The organism is Phenylobacterium sp. (assembly GCF_016793225.1).
GTDB lineage: Bacteria > Pseudomonadota > Alphaproteobacteria > Caulobacterales > Caulobacteraceae > Phenylobacterium.
In genome coordinates this window covers 77775-97050 of the sequence record NZ_JAEUMN010000186.1, presented here as the reverse complement: position 1 = coordinate 97050, position 19276 = coordinate 77775, and the positions used below count along the sequence as shown (strand labels likewise).

The following is a 19276-nucleotide window of genomic DNA, read 5'->3' as shown; positions in this document are numbered from 1 at the left end:
GGCCTCGGCCTGCTCGCGGTCGAAGCGCTGCTTCAGGAGGACGACCTGGCCGACGGTGCGGGCGAAGGCGTTGGCCGTGCGGCCGCAGCGTTCGAAGCCTTCGATGTCCTGGCCCTCGGCGGCATGGGCCATGAGGCCCCTCGCGAGCTCGACGCCCTCGACGCAGGCGTCGAGGACGCGCGCCAGGGCGGCGTCCATGCGCTCAGGGGTGAGGGCTTCGGCCATGGAGAACGAAAGTAGAACATCTAGCCGCCAAAGTCAAGCTTGGCGGCTTGGCGGCGGCGTCCGGGGTTTGCTTGAGGCGCGGAGTCTATGGGTCCCGGCTCTCCGCTTCGCTTCGGCCGGGATGACAGGTCGGGATGACAGGGGGGAGGGGGCCTGGGCGTGTGCCGAGGCCCCCAGCCTTTGGGTTCGGGCGTCAGCCCGTGATGCGGTAGCGGCCTTCGGCGTCGGGGCAGACGCGGACGTAGCGGAGGTCGCGGCCGTAGGCGTCCACCGGCGCGGCGGCGAGGCGGCAGCGCTGGCGGCTGTAGTAGTTGGAATCGTAGCTGCTCGAGTAGCGGTTGCGGCCCTCGCGGTAGGGCATGGTCTCGTCGTAGGTGAAGTACGGGCCGCGGGCGTCGCACTTGTAGTCGCGGTCGCGCGCGTTGCCGATCGCGCCGCCGACCACGGCGCCGGCGACGCCGCCCAGGACCGCGCCCTCGGTGCGTGCGCCGCGCGAGGCGACCTGGCTGCCCAGCACCGCGCCGGCCAGCGCGCCGATCAGGCCGCCGGCGACCGTGCTGCCGCGGTCACTCGAGCAGGGCACGGTCGAGGTCGAGGCGGGGCGGCCGTAGTAGCCGGCGTAGGGCGGCGGCTCGTTGCGGGTCCAGTAGACCTGATCCCAGACCGGACGCGCGTAGAGCCGGGCGTAGGCGCCCGCGCCGTAGCGGCGGTCGTAGATCGCCCGGGCGCGCTCCCACTCGGCGAGGCGGCGGTCGTAGTCGCGACGGGCCGCGCGGTAGTCGCGGCGGGCCTCGCGGTAATCCTGGCGGCGGGCCTCGTACCCGTCGCGCTGCGCCTCGTACTGGCCGCGCTGGGCTTCGTACTCGCGCTGCTGGCGCTGATACTCGTCCGTCGGCCGGTACTGCTGGGCCAGGACGGGGGTGGCGGCGGTGGACAGCGCAAGCGCCGACGCCATCGCGATGTTCAGGGGCTTCAACATTTTCTCGCTCCGGTCTCCCTCGACCGGCCCAAACGGCCGACAGGCTTGAGCGTTCCGGAGGACACGCGAGCGTGGTCGCGCTGGCGGCTTGTGAGCGCGGCCGTTCAGCCTTAGTTTCCGCCGCCTCGCGTCCGCCCGATCCGGGCGTCCACCCCCCTTCAGGACCGACCGCCAGATGGCCGCGCACTACCTCGAGTTCGAGCGCCCGATCGCCGACCTCGAAGCCAAGATCGAAGAGCTTTCCAAGTTGTCCGAGACCGCCGGCGGCGGCGTGGACGAGGAGATCGAGGCCCTGCGCGCCCGCGCCCAGGCCCTGCGCGTGGAGGCCTACTCGAACCTGGACGCGTGGCAGAAGACGCAGGTTGCGCGCCATCCCGACCGGCCGCATTTCGTGGACTATGTGGCCGCGCTGATCGACGAGTTCCAGGAGCTGCGGGGCGACCGCAAGTACGCCGACGACCAGGCGATCATGGGCGGCATCGGCCGGTTCCGGGGCCGCCCCGTGGTGGTCATGGGTCACGAGAAGGGCCGCGACACGGTCACCCGCGTGAAGCACAACTTCGGCTACGCCCGGCCCGAGGGCTACCGCAAGGCCGTGCGCCTGTTCGAGCTGGCCGAGCGCTTCCAGCTGCCGGTGATCAGCTTCGTCGACACCCCGGCCGCCTATCCCGGCATGGCCTCGGAAGAGCGCGGCGTGGCCGAGGCCATCGCGCGGTCCACCGAGAAGGCGCTGATGCTGGAGGTGCCGATGGTGGCGGTGGTCACCGGCGAGGGCGGCTCGGGCGGCGCGCTGGGCATCGCCTGCGGTTCGCGCGTGCTGATCCTGGAGCACGCCATCTATTCCGTGATCCCGCCCGAGGGCGCGAACTCGATCCTGTGGCGCGGCGCGCGGACTCCGGCGGAGGCCGCCAAGGCTATGAAGATCACCGCGCAGGACCTGCTGGGCATGAAGATCGTCGACCGGATCGTCCCCGAGCCGGCCGGCGGCGCCCACTCCGACCCGGACGTCGCCATGGTGCTGGTCGGCGACGCGGTCGAGGAGGAGCTGAAGGCCCTGGAGGGCCTGTCGGCCGAGGAGCTGAAGGCCCGGCGCGCCGAGCGCTTCTACGCCATCGGCCGCAGCGGCCTGCAGTAGGCCCGGACGCCGGCCTTCGACGCCGGCGCGGCCTGATCATCGGGACAAAAGAAAAGAGCCGCCGGGTCGCCCCGGCGGCTCCGTTCGTTCGAGGCTCTCCCCGGCTTAGAACTCCATGTTCGCGCCGATGAAGAAGAACCGGCCGCGGTTGTCGTACTGCGACGACCCCGTGCCCGTGCCGGTGAACACTTCCGGCAGGTCCGGCGGATACTTGTCGAACAGGTTGATCACGCCCGCACGCAGCGCGATCTGGTCGTTCAGCCGGTAGGTCGCACGGATGTCGTGCTTCCAGTAGTCGCCCGTGTAGTACGGGTCGAGCTGGTTGGGCTGGAACGCGTTGTTCGAGATCATCGAGTCGATCCAAAGGGTCGACCAGGTGAACGAGTACTTGCCGTAGCTCCAGCGCACCGAACCGCTCGCCTTCCACTCGGGCGTGGCGTTGTTGATGGTGTTGGCGAGCTGGGTGAACGCCTGGCCCGGAAGGCCCTGCAGCTGGAACTGGTACATCCACGTCGCGTCGATGCGGAAGGCCAGCGAGCCCAGGTCCTGACCGATCAGGTCCTCGGTCTGGAAGCCGTACGAGATCGAGTAGTCGTAGCCCTCGACCTTCACCTTGGCGACGTTCTGGTTGACCAGGACGACCTCGCTGACGCCGCCCACGACGCCGGTGAGGGCGCCGGTCGGATCGCGGATGATCTGCTGGCAGAACTCGTTCGAGGCGATCGGCCGCGTCGAGTCGTCATAGCAGAGCTGCTGGAACAGCGTGTTGATCGGGATGGTCCCGACCTGGCCGTCGATGTTGTACTTGAAGAAGTCCACCGAGATCTGGAGGTTCGGGACCCAGCGGGGCTGGATCACGACGCCGTACTGGTAGGTGTGGGCTTCTTCCGGACCCAGGTTCGGGTTGCCGCCCTGCAGCAGCGCCAGCGACGGACGGCCGGTGCCGAAGTTCGACTGGAAGGTCGCCGAGTTGTAGCCCGGGATCGCCGCGGCGCAGGTGATGCGACGGGCGGCCTGCTGGGCCGCGGTGGCTCCACGGAACACGGCCGCGTCGCAGGGATCGCTGGCGGCGGTCGTGAAGTTGCGGCTCTGGGGCGAGAACAGCTCGATGATGTTCGGCGCGCGCACGGCGGTGGCCTGGCTGGCGCGGAACTTCACGTCCTCGAAGGGAACCCAGGTGGCGGCGAGGCGGTACTGATCGGTGCCGCCAATCGTCGAGTAGTCGGACACGCGGCCCGCGACTTCGACGCTCAGCTCTTCCGCGAAGGGCAGGTCCTTCAGCAGAGGAATGCGGATTTCGCCGAAGGCTTCCTTCACCTTGTACTCGCCCTGGCGGGTGCCGATGGCGTTGAAGAACAGCGCGCCCGAAGCGCCCAGGGCGTCCTGGGCGAAGAAGCTGGTCTCCTTGCGGTACTCGAAGCCGAACGCCGTGCCGACGGGGCCCGCCGGCAGTTCGAACAGGTCGGTCGAGAAGCTCAGGCCGGCGACGGTCTGGGTGATCTTCTGGTCCGTGGTCGAGTTGGCGTTGGCGAACAGGATCGCCTCACGCGACGGGCCGTTGATCAGGTCCCAGGGCGCGCAGCCGGCAAGCCGGGCCGCATCGCTGCGGCAGACGACCTGGCCGTTCAGGAGGACGGCGTCGGTGGCCTGCTGCACGCGCGCGATGTTCGGCACGTTGTAGGACGTGGTCCGGCCGTCGAGGCGCGAGTACTGGACGTAGCTGTCCATCAGCACCTTGCGGCCGAAGGTCTCGAACTCGCCGTTGAGGCCGCCCGCGACGCGGTACTGCTCGCGCTCGGTCTTCACGTCACGGCCGCCGAACTCCTGCCAGAACTTGCCGACGTTGGCCGTCGAGCCCTGGGTGAAGGTCTTGCCCGCCGCGAGCCACTCGGCGCGCAGCGCCGCGGCCGTGGCGCCGGGGCCGTTCAGGTAGGCGTTGTCGCCGCGCAGGACGACCGGCATCGTGCCGCCGCCCGCCGCGCTGGAGAAGGCCGGCTGGAAGATGCCGTAGCCCGTCACCTTCACGTACGAGGCGTCGACGAAGGCCTTGAAGGTCTCGCCGATCTTGTAGTCGACGTAGCTGCGCAGCACGCCGCGGTTCGCCTTGCCCTGAAGGGCGTTGTAGGTCGCGCCGTAGAACAGAGCCTCGTCCTGGCAGGTGGGCTGGACGGTGGCGGTGCTGCAGTTGGCCGACAGGCGGACGACGTTGGTCGGGTTGCGGTAGTCGAGCGTGACGGCCCGGGCGGTGCCGATGACGTTGCCCGGGATCAGCTGGAACGTGGCGGTCGGCGCCGTGTTGCTGCGGCTGGCCGGGACGATGCCCTGGACCGTGACGCCGGTGGCGTTGTTGCGGCGGATGCCGGGGAACAGCTCGTCGCGGTTGATCTGCATGATCTTGTCGAGCGAGGCGTACTCGCCGCCGATCAGCACGTTCAGACGGTCGTCGAAGAACTTGGAGCCCCAGTTGAAGCCGAGGCGGCTCTCCTCGCCGTCGCCTTCCTGGCTGATGCCGCCCTGGATGTCGACCTCGAGGCCTTCCTGCTCCTTCTTCATGATGAAGTTGACGACGCCCGAGATGGCTTCCGAGCCGTAGACCGCGGACACGCCGCCGGCGATCGTCTCGATGCGCTCGATCATCAGCGAGGGGATGGTGTTGAGGTCGACCGCGGGCGACGAGGCGTCGGAGAACGGCAGGCGGCGGCCGTCCATCAGCACCAGGGTGCGCGTCGGCCCGAGGCCGCGGATGTCGGCGCGGGTCTGGCCCGAGAGGAACAGGGTGCCGGACGAGTTCTGCTGGTTGGTCGCCGGGTTGATGTTCGGCTGCTCGAGCAGGATGTCGCCGATCGAGGTGTTGCCCGACTCGCGGATCGCCTCGGCCGTGACCACCGAAAGGGGCTGCGGCGCATTGAAGGTGTCGCGGCGGATACGGGAGCCGGTGACGACGATCTCGCCCACATCGACGCCCTCGTCGGCGGCCTGAGCCTGGGCGTAGGTCGGCCCGGCGAGCAGGCCGGCGGAGGCGGCTGACACGAGCAGCGCGCTTCGAAGCATGGTGTTCATCTGGACTTTCATTCTGCGGCCCCCGGCCTGGCAAAAGTAATGTCGGGTCTGCCGGTCACGCCGGCGGTTGGTCGCCTTCGAGCGCACGCCGCTCCGGCGCCCGTGGAGGCGACGCGGAGAGGGGGCGTCCGAAAAGGTGAGGCCGGAAGCTGTCACGCAGCCGTTACGCGAGCAACGAAAAGCCGCCACAATGTCGACGAACGGTCGGGGAAGATTACGAATTTCTGCCGATGTGCGCCATTGGCGCCACACATTCGGCGCACTGGGGTAAAGCTGACCCTAAACCGCCGGTGGCAAACCGGTCACAAACCGTCACGCGAGCGTGCGGAGCGCCGCGGCGATCTCGTCGACGGATTCCGGCGTCGTGGCCCACGAGCACATGAAGCGGACCGAACCGTCGAGGAAGCGGTAGACGAACCACCCCTTGGCCTGCAGCGCCGCGAGCCGCGCCTCGTCCATCTCCACGAACACGCCGTTGGCTTCGACCGGATGGCGGACCGGGAAGGGCATGGCCGAGGCCAGGCGGCGCGCCATGGCGTTGGCGTGGGCGGCGTGGCGCAGGAGCGCGCCGTCCTCGAGCATGCCGATGAAGGGCGCCGCGTAGAAGCGGCCCTTGGACGGGAGCTGCCCCGCCTGTTTCAGGCGCGCGTCGAAGCGCCGGGCGAGGGTCCGGTCGAAGATGACCACGGCCTCGGTGGGCGGCATGCCCGCCTTCGTCCCGCCGAACACCAGGAGGTCCACCCCGAGGGTGCGGATCGCCTTCAGGTCGAAGCCCGAGGCGGCGGCGTTGGCCAGCCGGGCCCCGTCCAGATGGACGCCGTAGCCTCTGGCCCTGACCGGCTCGACGAGCGCACGGATCTGCGCCGACGTGTAGACCGTGCCGTACTCGGTCGCGTTGGTGAGCGACAGGGCCGCCGCCGGCTGGCGGTGCGAGACGTCCGGGGCGGCGAGGGGGGCCGCCAGGGCAGCGGGGTCGATCCTGCCCGAAGCGCCGGGCAGGCGGATCAGGCCCAGGCCCTGTCCGAAGAACCCGGGCGCGCCGGTCTCATCGGTGCAGACGTGGGCGTGCTCGTGCGCGAGCACGGCTTCGAACGGGCGGCAGAGCGCCGCCAGGCAGACCGCGTTGGCCGCCGTCCCCGACGCCACGAACCGGACCTCGGCGTCCGCGTCCAGCGCCTCGCGGATGAGGTCGGCGGCGCGTGCGCTCACCGTGTCGCCGCCATAGCCGGAGGCGAAGCCGGCGTTGGCCTGCGCGAGCGCCTGCATGGCCTCGGGCGCGGCGGGCGCGGTGTTGTCGGATGCGAAGTCGTAGCGGGCCATGCGGCCGAGCTTCTGCCGGGACCGGCGGCCGCGGGCAAGCGTCACCGCAGGCTTGATGGGCGCCGCGGCCGGGTGTTTGGTGGCCCCCGGAACAGTGGCGTCGGGGCGTTGTGATGAGGATCTGGTTGCTGGCGGCGTGCGTCGCCTGGGCCTGCGGCGCGGCGGCGACCGCGACGGGCAAGCCGCTGCCGGAGGGCGGGCTGACCGCCGTGGAGTACGCCCGCTGGCTGGAGGACAACGGCTACAAGGCCGACATCCAGAAGGACAAGGACGGCGACGCGCACGTGGATTCGGGGGCCGACGGCCTGCGCTTCTCGGTCTACTTCTACGACTGCAGGAAGGACCGCTGCGCGGCGCTCCAGTACTACGTCGGCTTCGACAAGGGCCCGGACACGCCGAACCTCGAGAAGGTGAACGCCTTCAACCGCGAGAAGCGGTACATCAAGGCCTATCTCGACACCGACGGGGACGTCTCGTTCGAGTACGACGGCAACCTCGCCCCGGGCGGGACCTGGGAAGCCGTCGAGGACGACTTCAACACCTTCCTGGGCTACCTGCCCGAGCTGAAGAAGCTGGTGAACTGGTAGGCCGTCAGCCCGCCTCGCGGCCCCAGGCGCGGACCTCGTCCACGAAGAGGTCGGGCTCCTCCATGGCCGCGAAGTGCCCGCCGCGGGGCATGTCGGACCAGCGCGTCACGTTGTAGGCCCGCTCGGCGAACGAGCGCGGCGGCGCCGAATAGAGCGGCTCGCCGGGGAAGTTCGCGAAGGCAGTGGGCGTCTCGCAGCGCTCCCCGGCCTCGAAGGCCAGGCCGCCCTCCTCGATGAGCCCGCGGTAGTACCAGGCGCCGGTCGTGAAGCTGCCGGTCATCACATAGATCATGACGTTTGTGAGCAGGCGGTCCTTTCCGTAGACCTCGTCCAGCGACTTCCGGCTGAGGTCGGACCAGTCGTGGAAGCGCTCCACGATCCAGGCGGCCTGGCCCACCGGGTTGCCCGCGCCCATCCAGGCGATCGACTGGGGCTTGGAGACCTGCAGGCGCAGGTAGGCGCCCATCATGCCGGCGGCCGCCTCCTGCCGCGCCGCCCACGCCCGCTCCTCGTCCGTCTGCACGCCGTCGTGCGGGCGGAAGCCCAGCATGTTGAGGTGGATGGCGCGCGCCGAGCGGCCGTGGTCGCGGCCGAGCCAGGAGGTGACCATGGCGCCCCAGTCGCCGCCCTGGGCGAGGTAGGTCGTATAGCCCAGCACCTCGGTCATGAGCGTGTTGAAGAGCCGCGCCGTCGTGCGCTGGCCGATGGGCCGCCGGGGCTTGGACGAGAAGCCGAAGCCGGGCAGCGACGGGACCACCAGGTCGAAGGCGTCGGCGGGATCGCCGCCGAAGCGCGACGGGAACGCCAGCTTCTCGATCGCGCCCCAGAACTCGTAGTGCGAGCCCGGCCAGCCGTGGGTGACCAGGAGCGGCCGGCGGCCGCCGGCCTCGCCCACCACGTGCAGGAAGTGGATGTCGAAGTCCTCGACGCGCGCCGTGTGCTGAGGGAAGCGGTTGAGGTCGGCCACGGCGGCGCGCCAGTCGTAGGCCGAGGTCCAGTGGTCGCACAGGGCCCGCAGGTATGCGCCGTCGCAGCCGTAGTTCCAGCCGTCGGGCGCTTCGGGTTCGACGGGCCACGGGTAGGCCCGCACCTGGTCCAGCACCCGGTTCACGTCCTCGTCCGCCCAGCGGACCTCGAAGGGTTGGATGTCGGCCATTGCGCGCCTCCCGATGATCCCGCCTACGTGCCCGCCTTCCCCCACGACTCGTCAAGCGCCGGCGCGGACCCCCTCTCGCTTCGCGAGCTCACCCAGGGGGGGAGCATCTATTACCGCGTCCTCACGGCTGTCATCCCGGTTTCGCCGCAGGCGAAGACCGGGACCCATACGCGCCTGGTGTGGGGAAGGCCCGCGGGCGGGGCCGCCCGCGCCTCATCCGGAGAGGCGGAGTCTATGGGTCCCGGTCTTCCGCTTGCGCGGAAACCGGGATGACAGGAGGTTGGGGTGGGGCCCCTCTCGCTTCGCGAGCTACCCCCAGCGGGCTCCCTCATCCGCCGGCGCGGAGGCCGCGGGCGAGGGTGGCGCCGAGGCGGTCGTGGAGGCGGCGGGAGGCGCCGGCCGGAAGCTTGCCGGCCATCTCCAGGACGATGACGCCGTGGGTGGCGGCCCAGAACATGGCGCCGATCTCCTCGGCGTCCCCCGCCATCTCGCCCGCCGCGATCAGGTCCTCGACCCAGGCGGTCATGTTGGCGTGCGCGCGGCGGCCGGCTTCGACGAGCTCGGGATAGTCGCCCTCGAGCGGCTGGTTGAGGTCGAACATCAGCTTGTAGGTGTGCGGGTTGGCGAAGGCGAAGTTCACGTACGCCTCGCCGACGGCCGCCCCCTTGGCCCGCGCCCCCTTCGCGCCATCCCGCGCGGTCTCCAGCGCCTCGGCGAAGCGGTTGAAGGCGTTGGTCCGGACCGCGGCCAGGATGTCGTCCTTGTCCTGGAAGTAGCGGTAGGGGGTCATCGGCGAGACGCCCAGCTCGGAGGCCAGCTGCCGCATGGTGACCGCATCGGGACCGCGCTCCGCGAAAAGCCGCTCGGCGACCCCGCACAGGCGGTCCCGGAAGTCGGCGACGTCGGATTCGGTCAAGACGCGAGGCATGCCGTGTGTGTGATCCGCAAAGAAAGCGCTTGCCAAGGGCTACCCGCTTCGACATCAATTTACAACGTAAGAAAGACAACAGGTCGAGGAGCTTGGCCATGGACGGGAACGCTCGGATCAATCCCTACCTCGCGGGCAACTTCGCCCCCATCCACACCGAGGACGACTTCGCGCTGACCGTGAAGGGCGAGATCCCCGCCGAGATGCGCGGCGCGCTGTTCCGCACGGGCCCGAACCCGCAGTTCGAACCGCGCCAGCCCGAGAGCTACCACTGGTTCACGGGCGACGGGATGGTGCACGGCTTCTACGTCGAGGACGGCAAGGTGCGGTACCGCAACCGCTACGTCCGCACGCCGAAGTGGAAGCTGGAGAACGAGGCGGGCCGCGCGCTCTTCGGCGGCTTCAATCCGATGGCGGGCGACCCGTCCGTGTTCGGCAAGGACGGCGGCGTCGCCAACACCAACATCCTCTGGCACGCGGGCAAGCTGCTGGCGCTGGAGGAAGGCCACATGCCGACCGAGATGCGCGCCGACACGCTCGAGACGGTGGGCTACCGCGAGGACTACCGCGACCGGACGACGGCGCATCCGAAGCTGGATCCGAAGACCGGCGAGATGGTCTGGTTCGGCTACGGCGTGGGCGCCCCGCTCTCGGCGGGGATGAGCTACGGCGTCACCGACGCGGCCGGCAACGTCGTGCGCCGCGACGACTTCCAGGCGCCGTTCGCCGCCATGGTCCACGACTTCATGGTCACCGAGAACCATGTGCTGTTCCCGATCCTTCCCCTGACCGCGAGCCTGGAGCGGGCGATGAAGGGCCTGCCCGGCTTCGCCTGGGAGCCGGAGAAGGGCGCCTACGTGGGCGTGATGCGGCGCGACGGCGACGTCTCGTCGATCCGCTGGTTCAACACCGAGGCCTGCTACGTCTTCCACCCGCTGAACAGCTGGGAGGAGGGCGACAAGATCCACTGCGACGTCATGCGCTACAACGTGGCGCCGCTGTTCCCGAAGGCCGACGGCTCGCCCGGCGACAAGGCCGCGGCGCGGCTGGTGCGCTGGACCTTCGACCTGGCCGGGAACTCCGACGCGATCAAGGAGACCCCGCTCGACGACCTGGACGGCGAGTTCCCGCGCGTCGACCCGCGGGTGGAGACCCTGAAGCACCGCCACGGCTGGTACGCGGCGGACTCCACCAGCGCCTCGACGATCCGCATGAACGCCATCGCCCACATCGACCTGGCGACCGGCAAGCGGCAGGTCTGGGAATTCGAGGGCCGCGACATGCCGTCGGAGCCGGTGTTCGTGCCGCGCTCGGCCGACGCCGCCGAGGGCGACGGATGGGTCACCGCCGTGGTCTACCGCGCGGCCGAGGACCGCTCGGACATGCTGGTGTTCGAGGCGCAGGACATCGCCAAGGGCCCGATCGCCACCGCCGAGGTCCCGCGGCGCGTGCCGTTCGGCTTCCACGGCAACTGGGCGAGCTTCTAGGGGGGGGCTTCGCGGTCCCCTTGCGGCAAGGGGAGCGGCCCGGCCCCCCTCTGGCTTCGCGAGCTCCCCCAGGGGGGGAGCATCATACGGCTGTCATCCCGGTTTCGCCGCAGGCGAAGACCGGGACCCATAAGCGCCGATGTGGGGGTGGGCCCGCGAGCGGGGCCGCCGCGCTTAATCCGGAGAGGCGGAGTGTATGGGTCCCGGTCTTCCGCTGCGCGGAAACCGGGATGACAGGGGGTTGGGGCAGGACCCCCTCTCGCTTCGCGAGCTCCCCCAGGGGGGGAGCATCGACCGGCCCCGTCCTCACGGCTGTCATCCCGGTTTCGCCGCAGGCGAAGACCGGGACCCATACGCGCCGATGTGGGGGTGGGCCCGCGGGCGGGGACGCCGCGCTTTATCCGGAGAGGTGGAGTCTATGGGTCCCGGTCTTCCGCTTGCGCGGAAACCGGGATGACAGGGGTTGGGGGTGAGTCCGGTCTTCCCCTGCAAGGGGACCCTGCCGCTAGGCCGTGGGCGGGGTGAGGGAGGGGCGGGTGTTGAGGGTTTCGCGGTCGAAGCCGGCGACCTGCTTGTAGGACGTCGCCACGGCCTCGAGCTCGTCGCGCGGGATCACCTGGGTCACATCCGTGAAGCCGCCCGGGGCGCGGTCCTCGGCGAGCTGCATCACCCGTTCGGGGCCCTCGCCGCGATTGGCCAGCACGATCCGGCTGGTGGCCGGACGGCGGTCGGCCTCGTAGGCGGCCAGCGCCGCGTCGGCCGGCTTCGTCGCCAGGTGGAAGGCGAGGGCGCGCGCATCGAGGATGGCCTGCGACGCCCCGTTCGAGCCGATGGGGTACATCGGGTGCGCGGCGTCCCCCAGCAGCGTGATCCGTCCGTGCGTCCAGCGCTCCAGCGGGTCGCGGTCCACCATGGGGTACTCGAACACGTGCGAGGCGCCGGCGATCACCTCGGGCACGCGCAGCCAGCCGAAGTCCCAGCTCTCGAACCGGGGCGCGAAGTCCTCGAGCCGGCCCGGCCGGTTCCAGTCCTCGCGCCGCCACTCCGGGCCGTCCGGAAAGCGCAGCTCGGCGATCCAGTTGACGAGCGACCGGCCCCGCGCGGCGGCGGCCGGGTCGATCGGATAGCAGACGAACTTCTGCTCGGCGTGGCCGGCCATCACCATGGTGCGCCCGCCGAGGTAGGGCGCGGTGTCGGTCACGCCGCGCCAGAGCACGCGCCGGTTCCAGATCGGCGGGCCCTCGGCGGGATGGAACTGGCGGCGCACGGCCGAGTGCACGCCGTCGGCGGCGACGATCACCTCGGCCTCCACCCATTCGCCGTCGGACAGGCGCAGGCGGCCCGCGGGATCGACCCCGGCCGCCGCCCGCCCGAGCCGCACGGCGCCGGGGCCCAGCCGCGCCTGGACGGCGGCCAGCAGCAGCATCTGCAGCGTCCCGCGGTGGATGGAGTACTGCGGCCATCGGTAGCCGGCGGCGAGGCCCCGCGGCTCGCGCCAGATCTCCTGGCCGTGGCGGTTGGCGTAGACCAGGGCCTCGGTGGCCACGCCGTTGGCGGCCAGCGCCTCGGCCAGCCCCAGTTCGGTGAGCTCGCGCACGGCGTGCGGCAGCAGGTTGATCCCGACGCCCAGCGGCCGGATCTCGGCCACCGCCTCGTAGACCTGCACCGGCACGCCTGCGGCGTGGAGGCTGAGGGCCGCCGTGAGCCCGCCGATTCCCGCCCCGATGACGACCACGCCCATGAGCCGATTTGCGGGCGCAACGCCTGGGGAAGTCAAGTTGGCCCTGGTCGATTGCCAAGCTGGCGCATCAGCGCCATGGGTCGGGCATGAGGACTCTGATCATCGCCGCCGCGCTCGCCCTGGCCGGAGCCGCCCACGCGGCGCCGGACTTCAACGACCGCCGCGACTTCGACTTCGCCGAGCGGGGCTATCTGGGCACGCGCGCGGACCCGAGGATCCCGGCCCAGAACGGCCAGGTGGCCTGGGACCTGACGGCCTACGACTTCCTGAAGGGCCCGGCGCCGGCGAGCGTGAACCCGAGCCTCTGGCGCCAGTCGCAGCTTCTCGCCCGGCACGGCCTGTTCGAGGTGACCAAGGGGGTCTGGCAGGTCCGCGGCTTCGACATCGCCAACGTCACCTTCGTCGCGGGCAAGACGGGCTGGATCGTCATCGATCCCCTCACCGTCGTGGAGACCGCGCGCGCGGCGCTGGAGCTGGCCAACGCCAGGCTCGGCGCGCGTCCCGTGGTGGCGGTGATCTACACCCACAGCCACGGCGACCACTTCGGCGGGGCGCGCGGGGTCACGTCGCAGGCCGACGTCGACGCCGGCCGCGTCCAGGTGATCGCGCCGGACGGGTTCCTGGAGCACGCGGTCTCGGAGAACATCATCGCCGGGCCCGCGATGAGCCGCCGCGCCAACTACCAGTTCGGCGTCACCCTGCCGAAGGGCCCCGAGGGACAGGTCAGCGCCGGCATCGGCCCGGCCCTGGCGCGCGGCGCGCAGAGCCTCATTCCGCCGACGCGGGTGATCACCCGGACCGGCGAGGAGCTGGTGGTCGACGGCGTGCGGATCCAGTTCCAGGTCACGCCGGGGACCGAGGCGCCGGCCGAGATGAACCTCTACTTCCCGGACCTGAAGGTGCTGGACCTGGCCGAGAACGCCAACGCCACCCAGCACAACATCCTGACCCCGCGTGGCGCTCTGGTGCGCGACGCCAAGGCCTGGTCCGACTACCTCACCGAGTCCATCCGCCTGTACGGCGACCGGTCCGACATCCTGATCACCAGCCACGCCTGGCCACGGTTCGGGCGCGAGGTGATCGGCGACTACCTCGCCAAGCATCGCGACGCCTACAAGTTCCTGCACGACCAGTCGGTGCGGCTGATGAACGACGGCCTCCTGCCCGACGAGATCGCCAACCGCCTGAAGCTGCCCGAGGCGCTGGACCGCGAGTGGTACAACCGCGGCTACTACGGGACCGTCAGCTTCAATTCCCGCGCGGTCTACCAGCGCTACATGGGCTGGTACGACGCCAACCCGGTGAACCTGGCGCCGCTGGAGCCGGCCGAAGAGTCCGCGCGCTACGTGGCGATCATGGGCGGGGCGGCGAAGGTCCTGGCGGCGGCGCAGGACGCCTACGCGAAGGGCGACGACCGCTGGGCCGCGGAGCTCCTGAACCGGCTGGTCATGGCCGACGCGAACGACCGGGGCGCCAGGGACCTGCTCGCCAGGGTCTACGACCGCCAGGGCGCGGCGGCCGAGGCCTCGACCTGGCGCAACATGTACCTCACGGCCGCCCGCGAGCTGCGCGACGGCGTGCAGGCCGGCGCCGCCGCGCCGCAGGCGGTGGAGACGCTGCGCAACACGCCCACCCACATGCTGCTCGACCTCTTCGCCGTCCGGCTGGACCCGGCGAAGTCGAAGGGCCAGGCGCTCAGCGTCGACCTGGTCTTCCCGGACCGCAAGGAGCGCTGGCGGGTGGCGGTGCGCCACGACGTGCTCACCTACGAGGCCGACCCCAAGGGCGGCGCGGCGGACGCCGCCTATGCACTGCCCCGCTCGCAGTTCCTGGCCGGCGCGCTGGCGGGCGCGGACCTGTCGGCGACGGCGACCGGCGGCGACAGGGCGGCGCTGGGCCGGCTGCTCGGCTGGCTGAGCGCCCCGCGGCCCGCGTTCCCGATCGTGACCCGCTGAGCGACGGCGCGCGGGCGGGCGGCATGACGGGGCGCGAGCTGGACGGCGAGTACGACTACATCGTGGTCGGCGCGGGTTCGGCCGGCTGCGTGGTGGCCAACCGCCTGTCGCAGGATCCCCGCAACCGCGTCCTGCTGCTCGAGGCGGGCGGCAAGGACGACTGGATCTGGTTCCACGTGCCGGTCGGCTACCTCTTCGCCATCGGCAACCCGCGCTCGGACTGGATGTTCGAGACCGAGCCCGAGCCGGGCCTGAACGGACGGGCGCTGAAGTACCCCCGCGGCAAGGTGGTCGGCGGCTCGTCGGCGATCAACGCCATGATCTCGATGCGCGGGCAGGCGGCCGACTACGACCACTGGCGCCAGCTGGGGCTGACCGGTTGGGGCTGGGACGACGTGCGCGCCGCTTTCCGCCGCCTGGACGACCACTTCCTGGGCGACAGCGAGCACCACGGCGTGGGCGGCGAGTGGCGCGTCGAGCCGCCGCGCGTCCGCTGGGCGGTGCTGGACGCCATCGCCCGCGCGGCCGTGGAGATGGGCGTCCCGGCGACCTCCGACTTCAACACCGGCGACAACGAGGGCGTGGGCCTGTTCCACGTGAACCAGCGGCGCGGCCTGCGCTGGTCGGCGGCGCGCGGCTTCCTGGCGCCGGCGCTGAAGCGGCCCAACCTGCGGCTGGAGACGGGCGTCGTCGTGGAGCGCGTGCTGTTCGACGGCCGGCGCGCGGCCGGGGTGGCCTTCCGGCGCGGCGACGAGCGGTTCGAGGCGCGGGCGAGGGGCGAGGTCGTGCTGAGCGCGGGGTCGGTGGGCTCCACCCAGATCCTGCAGCTCTCGGGCGTGGGCCCGGGCGAGTGGCTGGGCGAACTGGGCCTGCCGGTCACCGCCGACCGGCCGGGGGTCGGGCGCAACCTGCAGGACCACCTGCAGCAGCGGGCGATCTACCGGGTGAGCGGCGTCCCGACGCTGAACGCCCGCTACCACAACCTGGTCACCCGCGCGGTCATGGGCCTGGAGTACGCGCTGCTCCGGACCGGGCCGCTCACCATGGCGCCGTCGCAGCTGGGCATCTTCACGCGCTCGTCGCCCGAGCACGAGCGGGCCAACATCCAGTTCCACGTCCAGCCCCTGTCGCTGGACCGCTTCGGCGAGCCGCTGCACCGCTTCCCGGCGGTGACGGTGGCGGCCTGCAACCTGCGACCCACGTCGCGGGGGACGATCCGCCTGCGCTCGCCCGACCCGGCGGACGCGCCCCGGATCGCGCCGAACTACCTGGCCACGCCCGAGGACCGCCAGGTCGCCGCCGACGCGATCCGCGTGACGCGGCGGCTGATGCGCCAGCCCGCGCTGGCCGCGTACCGGCCCGCCGAGCACCTGCCGGGGCCGGCGGTGGGCGACGACGACGCCTCTCTGGCCAAGGCCGCCGGCGATATCGGCACCACCATCTTCCACCCGGTCGGGACGGCGAAGATGGGGCTGGCGAGCGACCCGATGGCGGTGGTCGACGCGCGGCTGAGGGTGTTCGGCGTGGAGGGCCTGCGGGTGATCGACGCCTCGGTGATGCCGACCATCACCTCGGGCAACACCAACACCCCCACGATCATGATCGCCGACCGTGGCGCCCGGTTCGTCCTGGAGGATGCGGGCTAGGTTCTGTCGTCCCGGCCGAAGCCGCGCGGAGAGCCGGAATCCGCCCGATGGCGGGACGACCCGCGGCGGCGGCGCTGAGCGTCTTCCGGAGAGACGGAGTCTATGGGTCCCGGTCTTCGCCTGCGGCGAAACCGGGATGACAGCGGCGGCGTCCGCTCAGACCAGCGAGCCGTGGCAGTGCTTGAACTTCTTGCCCGAGCCGCAGGGGCAGGGCTGGTTGCGGCCGGTGTCCTCCCAGCCGTCGGGCAGGGCCGAGACGGGGAGGGCCTGGCGCTGCTCGGCCGAGATGCCGTCCGGCACGTAGCCGAGTTCCGCCTCGTTCTCGCCCGTCAGGGGGTCGAGGTGCACCTCGAACGTCCGCTGGTTCGGAGGGGGCGGCGGCGCCTCGAACTGGAACTCCACCGTCATCAGCCAGCGGGTCACGTTCTGGCGCAGGTCGACCAGGAGCTTCTCGAAGAGCGTGAAGGCCTCGGTCTTGAACTCGTTGAGCGGATCGCGCTGGCCGTAGCCGCGCAGGCCGATCACCGTGCGCAGGTGGTCCACGTGCATGAGGTGCTCGCGCCACTGCTGGTCGACGATCTGCAGCAGGAAGCTCTTCTCGACGTTGCGCATGTGGTCGCCCACCAGCGCGTTGCGCTCAGCCGCGCGCTCGTCGGCCGCCTTGCGGATGCGCTCCTCGATCTCCTCGTTGGCGATGCCTTCCTCGGCCGCCCAGTCGGCCACGGGCAGGGTCAGGCCCAGGTACTGCTGCAGGTGCGCGTCGAGGCCCGCGATGTCCCACTGCTCGGCGTAGGCCTTGGGCGGCAGGTGGCGGTTGACGAGGTCGGCGATCGTGTCGTTGCGGAACTCGGCGATGATCTCCTGGAGGTCTTCCGCCTCCATGAACTCCTGGCGCTGCTCGAAGACGGCCTTGCGCTGGTCGTTGATGACGTCGTCGTACTTCAGCAGGTTCTTGCGGATCTCGTAGTTGCGCTGCTCGACGCGCTTCTGCGCCGTGGCGATGGCGCTGTTCAGCCACTTGTGGGTGATCGCCTCGCCGTCCTGGACGCCGAAGGTGCGCATGATCGCGTCCAGCCGCTCGCCGGCGAAGATGCGCAGGAGGTCGTCCTCGCACGAGAGGAAGAACTTCGAGCGGCCCGGGTCGCCCTGGCGGCCCGTCCGGCCGCGCAGCTGGTTGTCGATGCGCCGGCTCTCGTGGCGCTCGGTGCCCAGCACGTAGAGGCCGCCCGCGGCCAGCGCCTGCTGCTTCAGGTCGGCGATCTCGGCCTCGACCTTGGCCTTGTGGGCCAGCGCCATCTCGGGCGTGACCTCGACGCCGGCGGCGAGCTGGTCCTCGCGCCACTTCAGCACCTTCATGTCGACGTTGCCGCCGAGCTGGATGTCGGTGCCGCGGCCGGCCATGTTGGTGGCGATGGTGACGGCGCCCGGCACGCCGGCGTCGGCCACGATCATGGCCTCCTGCTCGTGGTAGCGGGCGTTCAGGACGCTGTGCGGGATGCCGCGGATCGTCTTGCCGTTAAGCTCGAAGGTGTGCGCCTTCAGCAGCTCGCTGAGCTGCTCGGACTTCTCGATCGAGACCGTGCCCACCAGGATCGGCTGGCCGCGGCGATGGCATTCCTCGATCTGGGCGATGATCGCCTGGTTCTTCTCGCGCGACGTCCGGTAGACCTCGTCGTCCTCGTCGATCCGCGCCACGGGGCGGTTCGTCGGGATCTCGGCCACGTCCATCTTGTAGATGTCGATGAACTCCTGCGCCTCGGTGGCGGCCGTGCCGGTCATGCCCGACAGCTTGGCGTAGAGGCGGAAGTAGTTCTGGATGGTGACCGAGGCGAGCGTCTGGTTCTCGGGCTGGACGACGGCGCCTTCCTTGGCCTCGATAGCCTGGTGCAGGCCTTCCGACAGGCGGCGGCCCTGCATCATGCGGCCGGTGAACTCGTCGATCAGGATCACCTCGCCCGCACGGACGATGTAGTCCTTGTCGCGCACGTAGATGACGTTGGCGCGCAGCGCCTGGTTCACGTGGTGGACGACCGAGACGTTGGCCGCGTCGTAGAGCCCGGCGGAATCCTCCTCCAGGTGCCCGGCGGCCTGCAGCATCTCCTCGATCTTCTCCGAGCCGTGCTCGGTCAGCATCACCTGGCGCTGCTTCTCGTCGTACTCGTAGGTCTCCTTGTCCTGGATCAGCTCCTTCACCAGGAGGTCGATGGTCCGGTAGAAGTCGGACTTGTCGTCGGTCGGCCCCGAGATGATGAGCGGCGTACGGGCCTCGTCGATCAGGATCGAGTCCACCTCGTCGACGATCGCGAAGTTGTGGCCGCGCTGGACCATCTCGCGCGGGTCGTAGACCAGGTTGTCGCGCAGGTAGTCGAAGCCGAACTCGTTGTTCGTGCCGTAGGTGATGTCGCTGGCGTAGGCTTCCTGGCGCTGGCCCTGGCTGAGGCCGTGGACGATGACCCCCACCGTCAGGCCGAGGAAGCGGTAGACCTGGCCCATCCACTCGGAGTCGCGCTGGGCGAGGTAGTCGTTGACCGTGATGACGTGCACGCCCTTGCCGGCGAGGGCGTTGAGGTACACCGGCGCCGTGGCGACCAGCGTCTTGCCCTCGCCCGTCCGCATCTCGGCGATGCCGCCCTGGTGCAGGATCATGCCGCCGACGAGCTGGACGTCGTAGTGCCGCTGGCCCAGCACCCGCCAGGCGGCCTCGCGCACGACCGCGAAGGCTTCCTCGAGCAGCTGGTCCAGGGTCTCGCCCTTGGCGAGGCGGTCGCGGAACTCGGCGGTCTTGGCGCGGAGCTGCTCGTCCGACAGCGCCTTCATCTGCGGTTCCAGGGCGGTGACCTTCAGGGCGCGCGCGGAGAAGGCCTTGACCTTGCGGTCGTTGGAGGAGCCGAAGAACCGTTGGAAGATGCTCAAGGGAAGGTATCCGTGAGGCGGCGATGTGGCCCTTCGCCCGCCTGGAAAAATGCGCATTTCGGGGCGTGGGTGACTTAAGGACTACCCCCGCGCAAGTCAACGTGAAGCCCCTGCGGCGGGAGGTCCGCAGGCGCCTGGAACAGG

The 19276-nt window shown here is 70.6% G+C and carries 13 protein-coding genes; 5 read left to right on the top strand and 8 right to left on the bottom strand.

Annotation, left to right across the window (positions count from 1 at the left end):
• Both JNK30_RS21900 and JNK30_RS21895 read right to left on the bottom strand, forming a co-directional pair.
• Window positions 1-225, bottom strand: a 225-nt coding sequence (locus JNK30_RS21900) for a hypothetical protein (RefSeq protein ID WP_293485275.1), incomplete at its 3' end; no start/stop codon positions are given.
• Between the two features lie 193 nt (window positions 226-418).
• Window positions 419-1204, bottom strand: a complete 786-nt coding sequence (locus tag JNK30_RS21895) for a glycine zipper 2TM domain-containing protein (RefSeq protein WP_293485725.1) — start codon at window positions 1202-1204, stop codon at window positions 419-421.
• A gap of 175 nt (window positions 1205-1379) precedes the next feature.
• Between JNK30_RS21895 and JNK30_RS21890 the strand changes: the two genes are divergently transcribed.
• Complete coding sequence (locus JNK30_RS21890) at window positions 1380-2339, top strand: acetyl-CoA carboxylase carboxyltransferase subunit alpha (protein ID WP_293485723.1); 960 nt, start codon at window positions 1380-1382, stop codon at window positions 2337-2339.
• A gap of 105 nt (window positions 2340-2444) precedes the next feature.
• Here JNK30_RS21890 and JNK30_RS21885 read toward each other — a convergent pair whose 3' ends face one another.
• Both JNK30_RS21885 and JNK30_RS21880 read right to left on the bottom strand, forming a co-directional pair.
• Window positions 2445-5411, bottom strand: a complete 2967-nt coding sequence (locus JNK30_RS21885; protein ID WP_293485721.1) for a TonB-dependent siderophore receptor — start codon at window positions 5409-5411, stop codon at window positions 2445-2447.
• A gap of 300 nt (window positions 5412-5711) precedes the next feature.
• The gene (locus tag JNK30_RS21880) at window positions 5712-6719 is read right to left on the bottom strand and encodes a low specificity L-threonine aldolase (protein WP_293485719.1); all 1008 of its coding nucleotides are present in this window, start codon (window positions 6717-6719) and stop codon (window positions 5712-5714) included.
• Between the two features lie 113 nt (window positions 6720-6832).
• Here JNK30_RS21880 and JNK30_RS21875 point away from each other — a divergent pair, with 113 nt between their 5' ends.
• Entirely contained in the window at window positions 6833-7306 is a 474-nt protein-coding gene (locus tag JNK30_RS21875; RefSeq protein ID WP_293485717.1) for a YbjN domain-containing protein, read from the top strand.
• 4 nt (window positions 7307-7310) lie between these two features.
• Here the strand turns inward: JNK30_RS21875 and JNK30_RS21870 are convergent, their stop codons facing one another.
• Window positions 7311-8462, bottom strand: coding sequence for an epoxide hydrolase family protein (locus JNK30_RS21870; protein ID WP_293485715.1), 1152 nt, complete (start codon window positions 8460-8462; stop codon window positions 7311-7313).
• Between the two features lie 328 nt (window positions 8463-8790).
• On the bottom strand, window positions 8791-9378 hold the full coding sequence (locus tag JNK30_RS21865; protein WP_293485713.1) for a TetR/AcrR family transcriptional regulator: 588 nt from the start codon (window positions 9376-9378) through the stop codon (window positions 8791-8793).
• A 110-nt stretch (window positions 9379-9488) separates the two neighbouring features.
• Between JNK30_RS21865 and JNK30_RS21860 the strand changes: the two genes are divergently transcribed.
• Entirely contained in the window at window positions 9489-10877 is a 1389-nt protein-coding gene (locus tag JNK30_RS21860; RefSeq protein WP_293485712.1) for a carotenoid oxygenase family protein, read from the top strand.
• Between the two features lie 505 nt (window positions 10878-11382).
• Here the strand turns inward: JNK30_RS21860 and JNK30_RS21855 are convergent.
• Window positions 11383-12618: a flavin-dependent oxidoreductase gene (locus JNK30_RS21855; RefSeq protein ID WP_293485710.1), complete on the bottom strand. Its 1236-nt coding sequence runs from the start codon at window positions 12616-12618 to the stop codon at window positions 11383-11385.
• Between the two features lie 86 nt (window positions 12619-12704).
• On the opposite strand from JNK30_RS21855, the gene JNK30_RS21850 reads away from it, so the two are divergent.
• On the top strand, window positions 12705-14573 hold the full coding sequence (locus tag JNK30_RS21850) for an alkyl sulfatase dimerization domain-containing protein (protein ID WP_293485708.1): 1869 nt from the start codon (window positions 12705-12707) through the stop codon (window positions 14571-14573).
• Window positions 14574-14596: 23 nt separating this feature from the next.
• On the top strand, window positions 14597-16219 hold the full coding sequence (locus JNK30_RS21845) for a GMC family oxidoreductase (protein WP_293485706.1): 1623 nt from the start codon (window positions 14597-14599) through the stop codon (window positions 16217-16219).
• A 156-nt stretch (window positions 16220-16375) separates the two neighbouring features.
• Here the strand turns inward: JNK30_RS21845 and secA are convergent, their stop codons facing one another.
• Window positions 16376-19189, bottom strand: a complete 2814-nt coding sequence (gene secA / locus JNK30_RS21840) for a preprotein translocase subunit SecA (protein ID WP_293485704.1) — start codon at window positions 19187-19189, stop codon at window positions 16376-16378.
• Between the last annotated feature and the right edge of the window lie 87 nt (window positions 19190-19276).

Bases quoted from the DNA above. Each gene is read 5' to 3' on its own strand.
- JNK30_RS21850 (WP_293485708.1), top strand. From the start codon at position 12,705: ATGAGGACTCTGATCATCGCCGCCGCGCTCGCCCTGGCCGGAGCCGCC.
- JNK30_RS21860 (WP_293485712.1), top strand. From the start codon at position 9,489: ATGGACGGGAACGCTCGGATCAATCCCTACCTCGCGGGCAACTTCGCC.
- JNK30_RS21880 (WP_293485719.1), bottom strand. From the start codon at position 6,719: ATGGCCCGCTACGACTTCGCATCCGACAACACCGCGCCCGCCGCGCCC.
- JNK30_RS21885 (WP_293485721.1), bottom strand. From the start codon at position 5,411: ATGAAAGTCCAGATGAACACCATGCTTCGAAGCGCGCTGCTCGTGTCA.
- JNK30_RS21895 (WP_293485725.1), bottom strand. From the start codon at position 1,204: ATGTTGAAGCCCCTGAACATCGCGATGGCGTCGGCGCTTGCGCTGTCC.
- JNK30_RS21875 (WP_293485717.1), top strand. From the start codon at position 6,833: ATGAGGATCTGGTTGCTGGCGGCGTGCGTCGCCTGGGCCTGCGGCGCG.
- JNK30_RS21870 (WP_293485715.1), bottom strand. From the start codon at position 8,462: ATGGCCGACATCCAACCCTTCGAGGTCCGCTGGGCGGACGAGGACGTG.
- secA (WP_293485704.1), bottom strand. From the start codon at position 19,189: ATGCGCATTTTTCCAGGCGGGCGAAGGGCCACATCGCCGCCTCACGGA.
- JNK30_RS21890 (WP_293485723.1), top strand. From the start codon at position 1,380: ATGGCCGCGCACTACCTCGAGTTCGAGCGCCCGATCGCCGACCTCGAA.
- JNK30_RS21845 (WP_293485706.1), top strand. From the start codon at position 14,597: ATGACGGGGCGCGAGCTGGACGGCGAGTACGACTACATCGTGGTCGGC.
- JNK30_RS21855 (WP_293485710.1), bottom strand. From the start codon at position 12,618: ATGGGCGTGGTCGTCATCGGGGCGGGAATCGGCGGGCTCACGGCGGCC.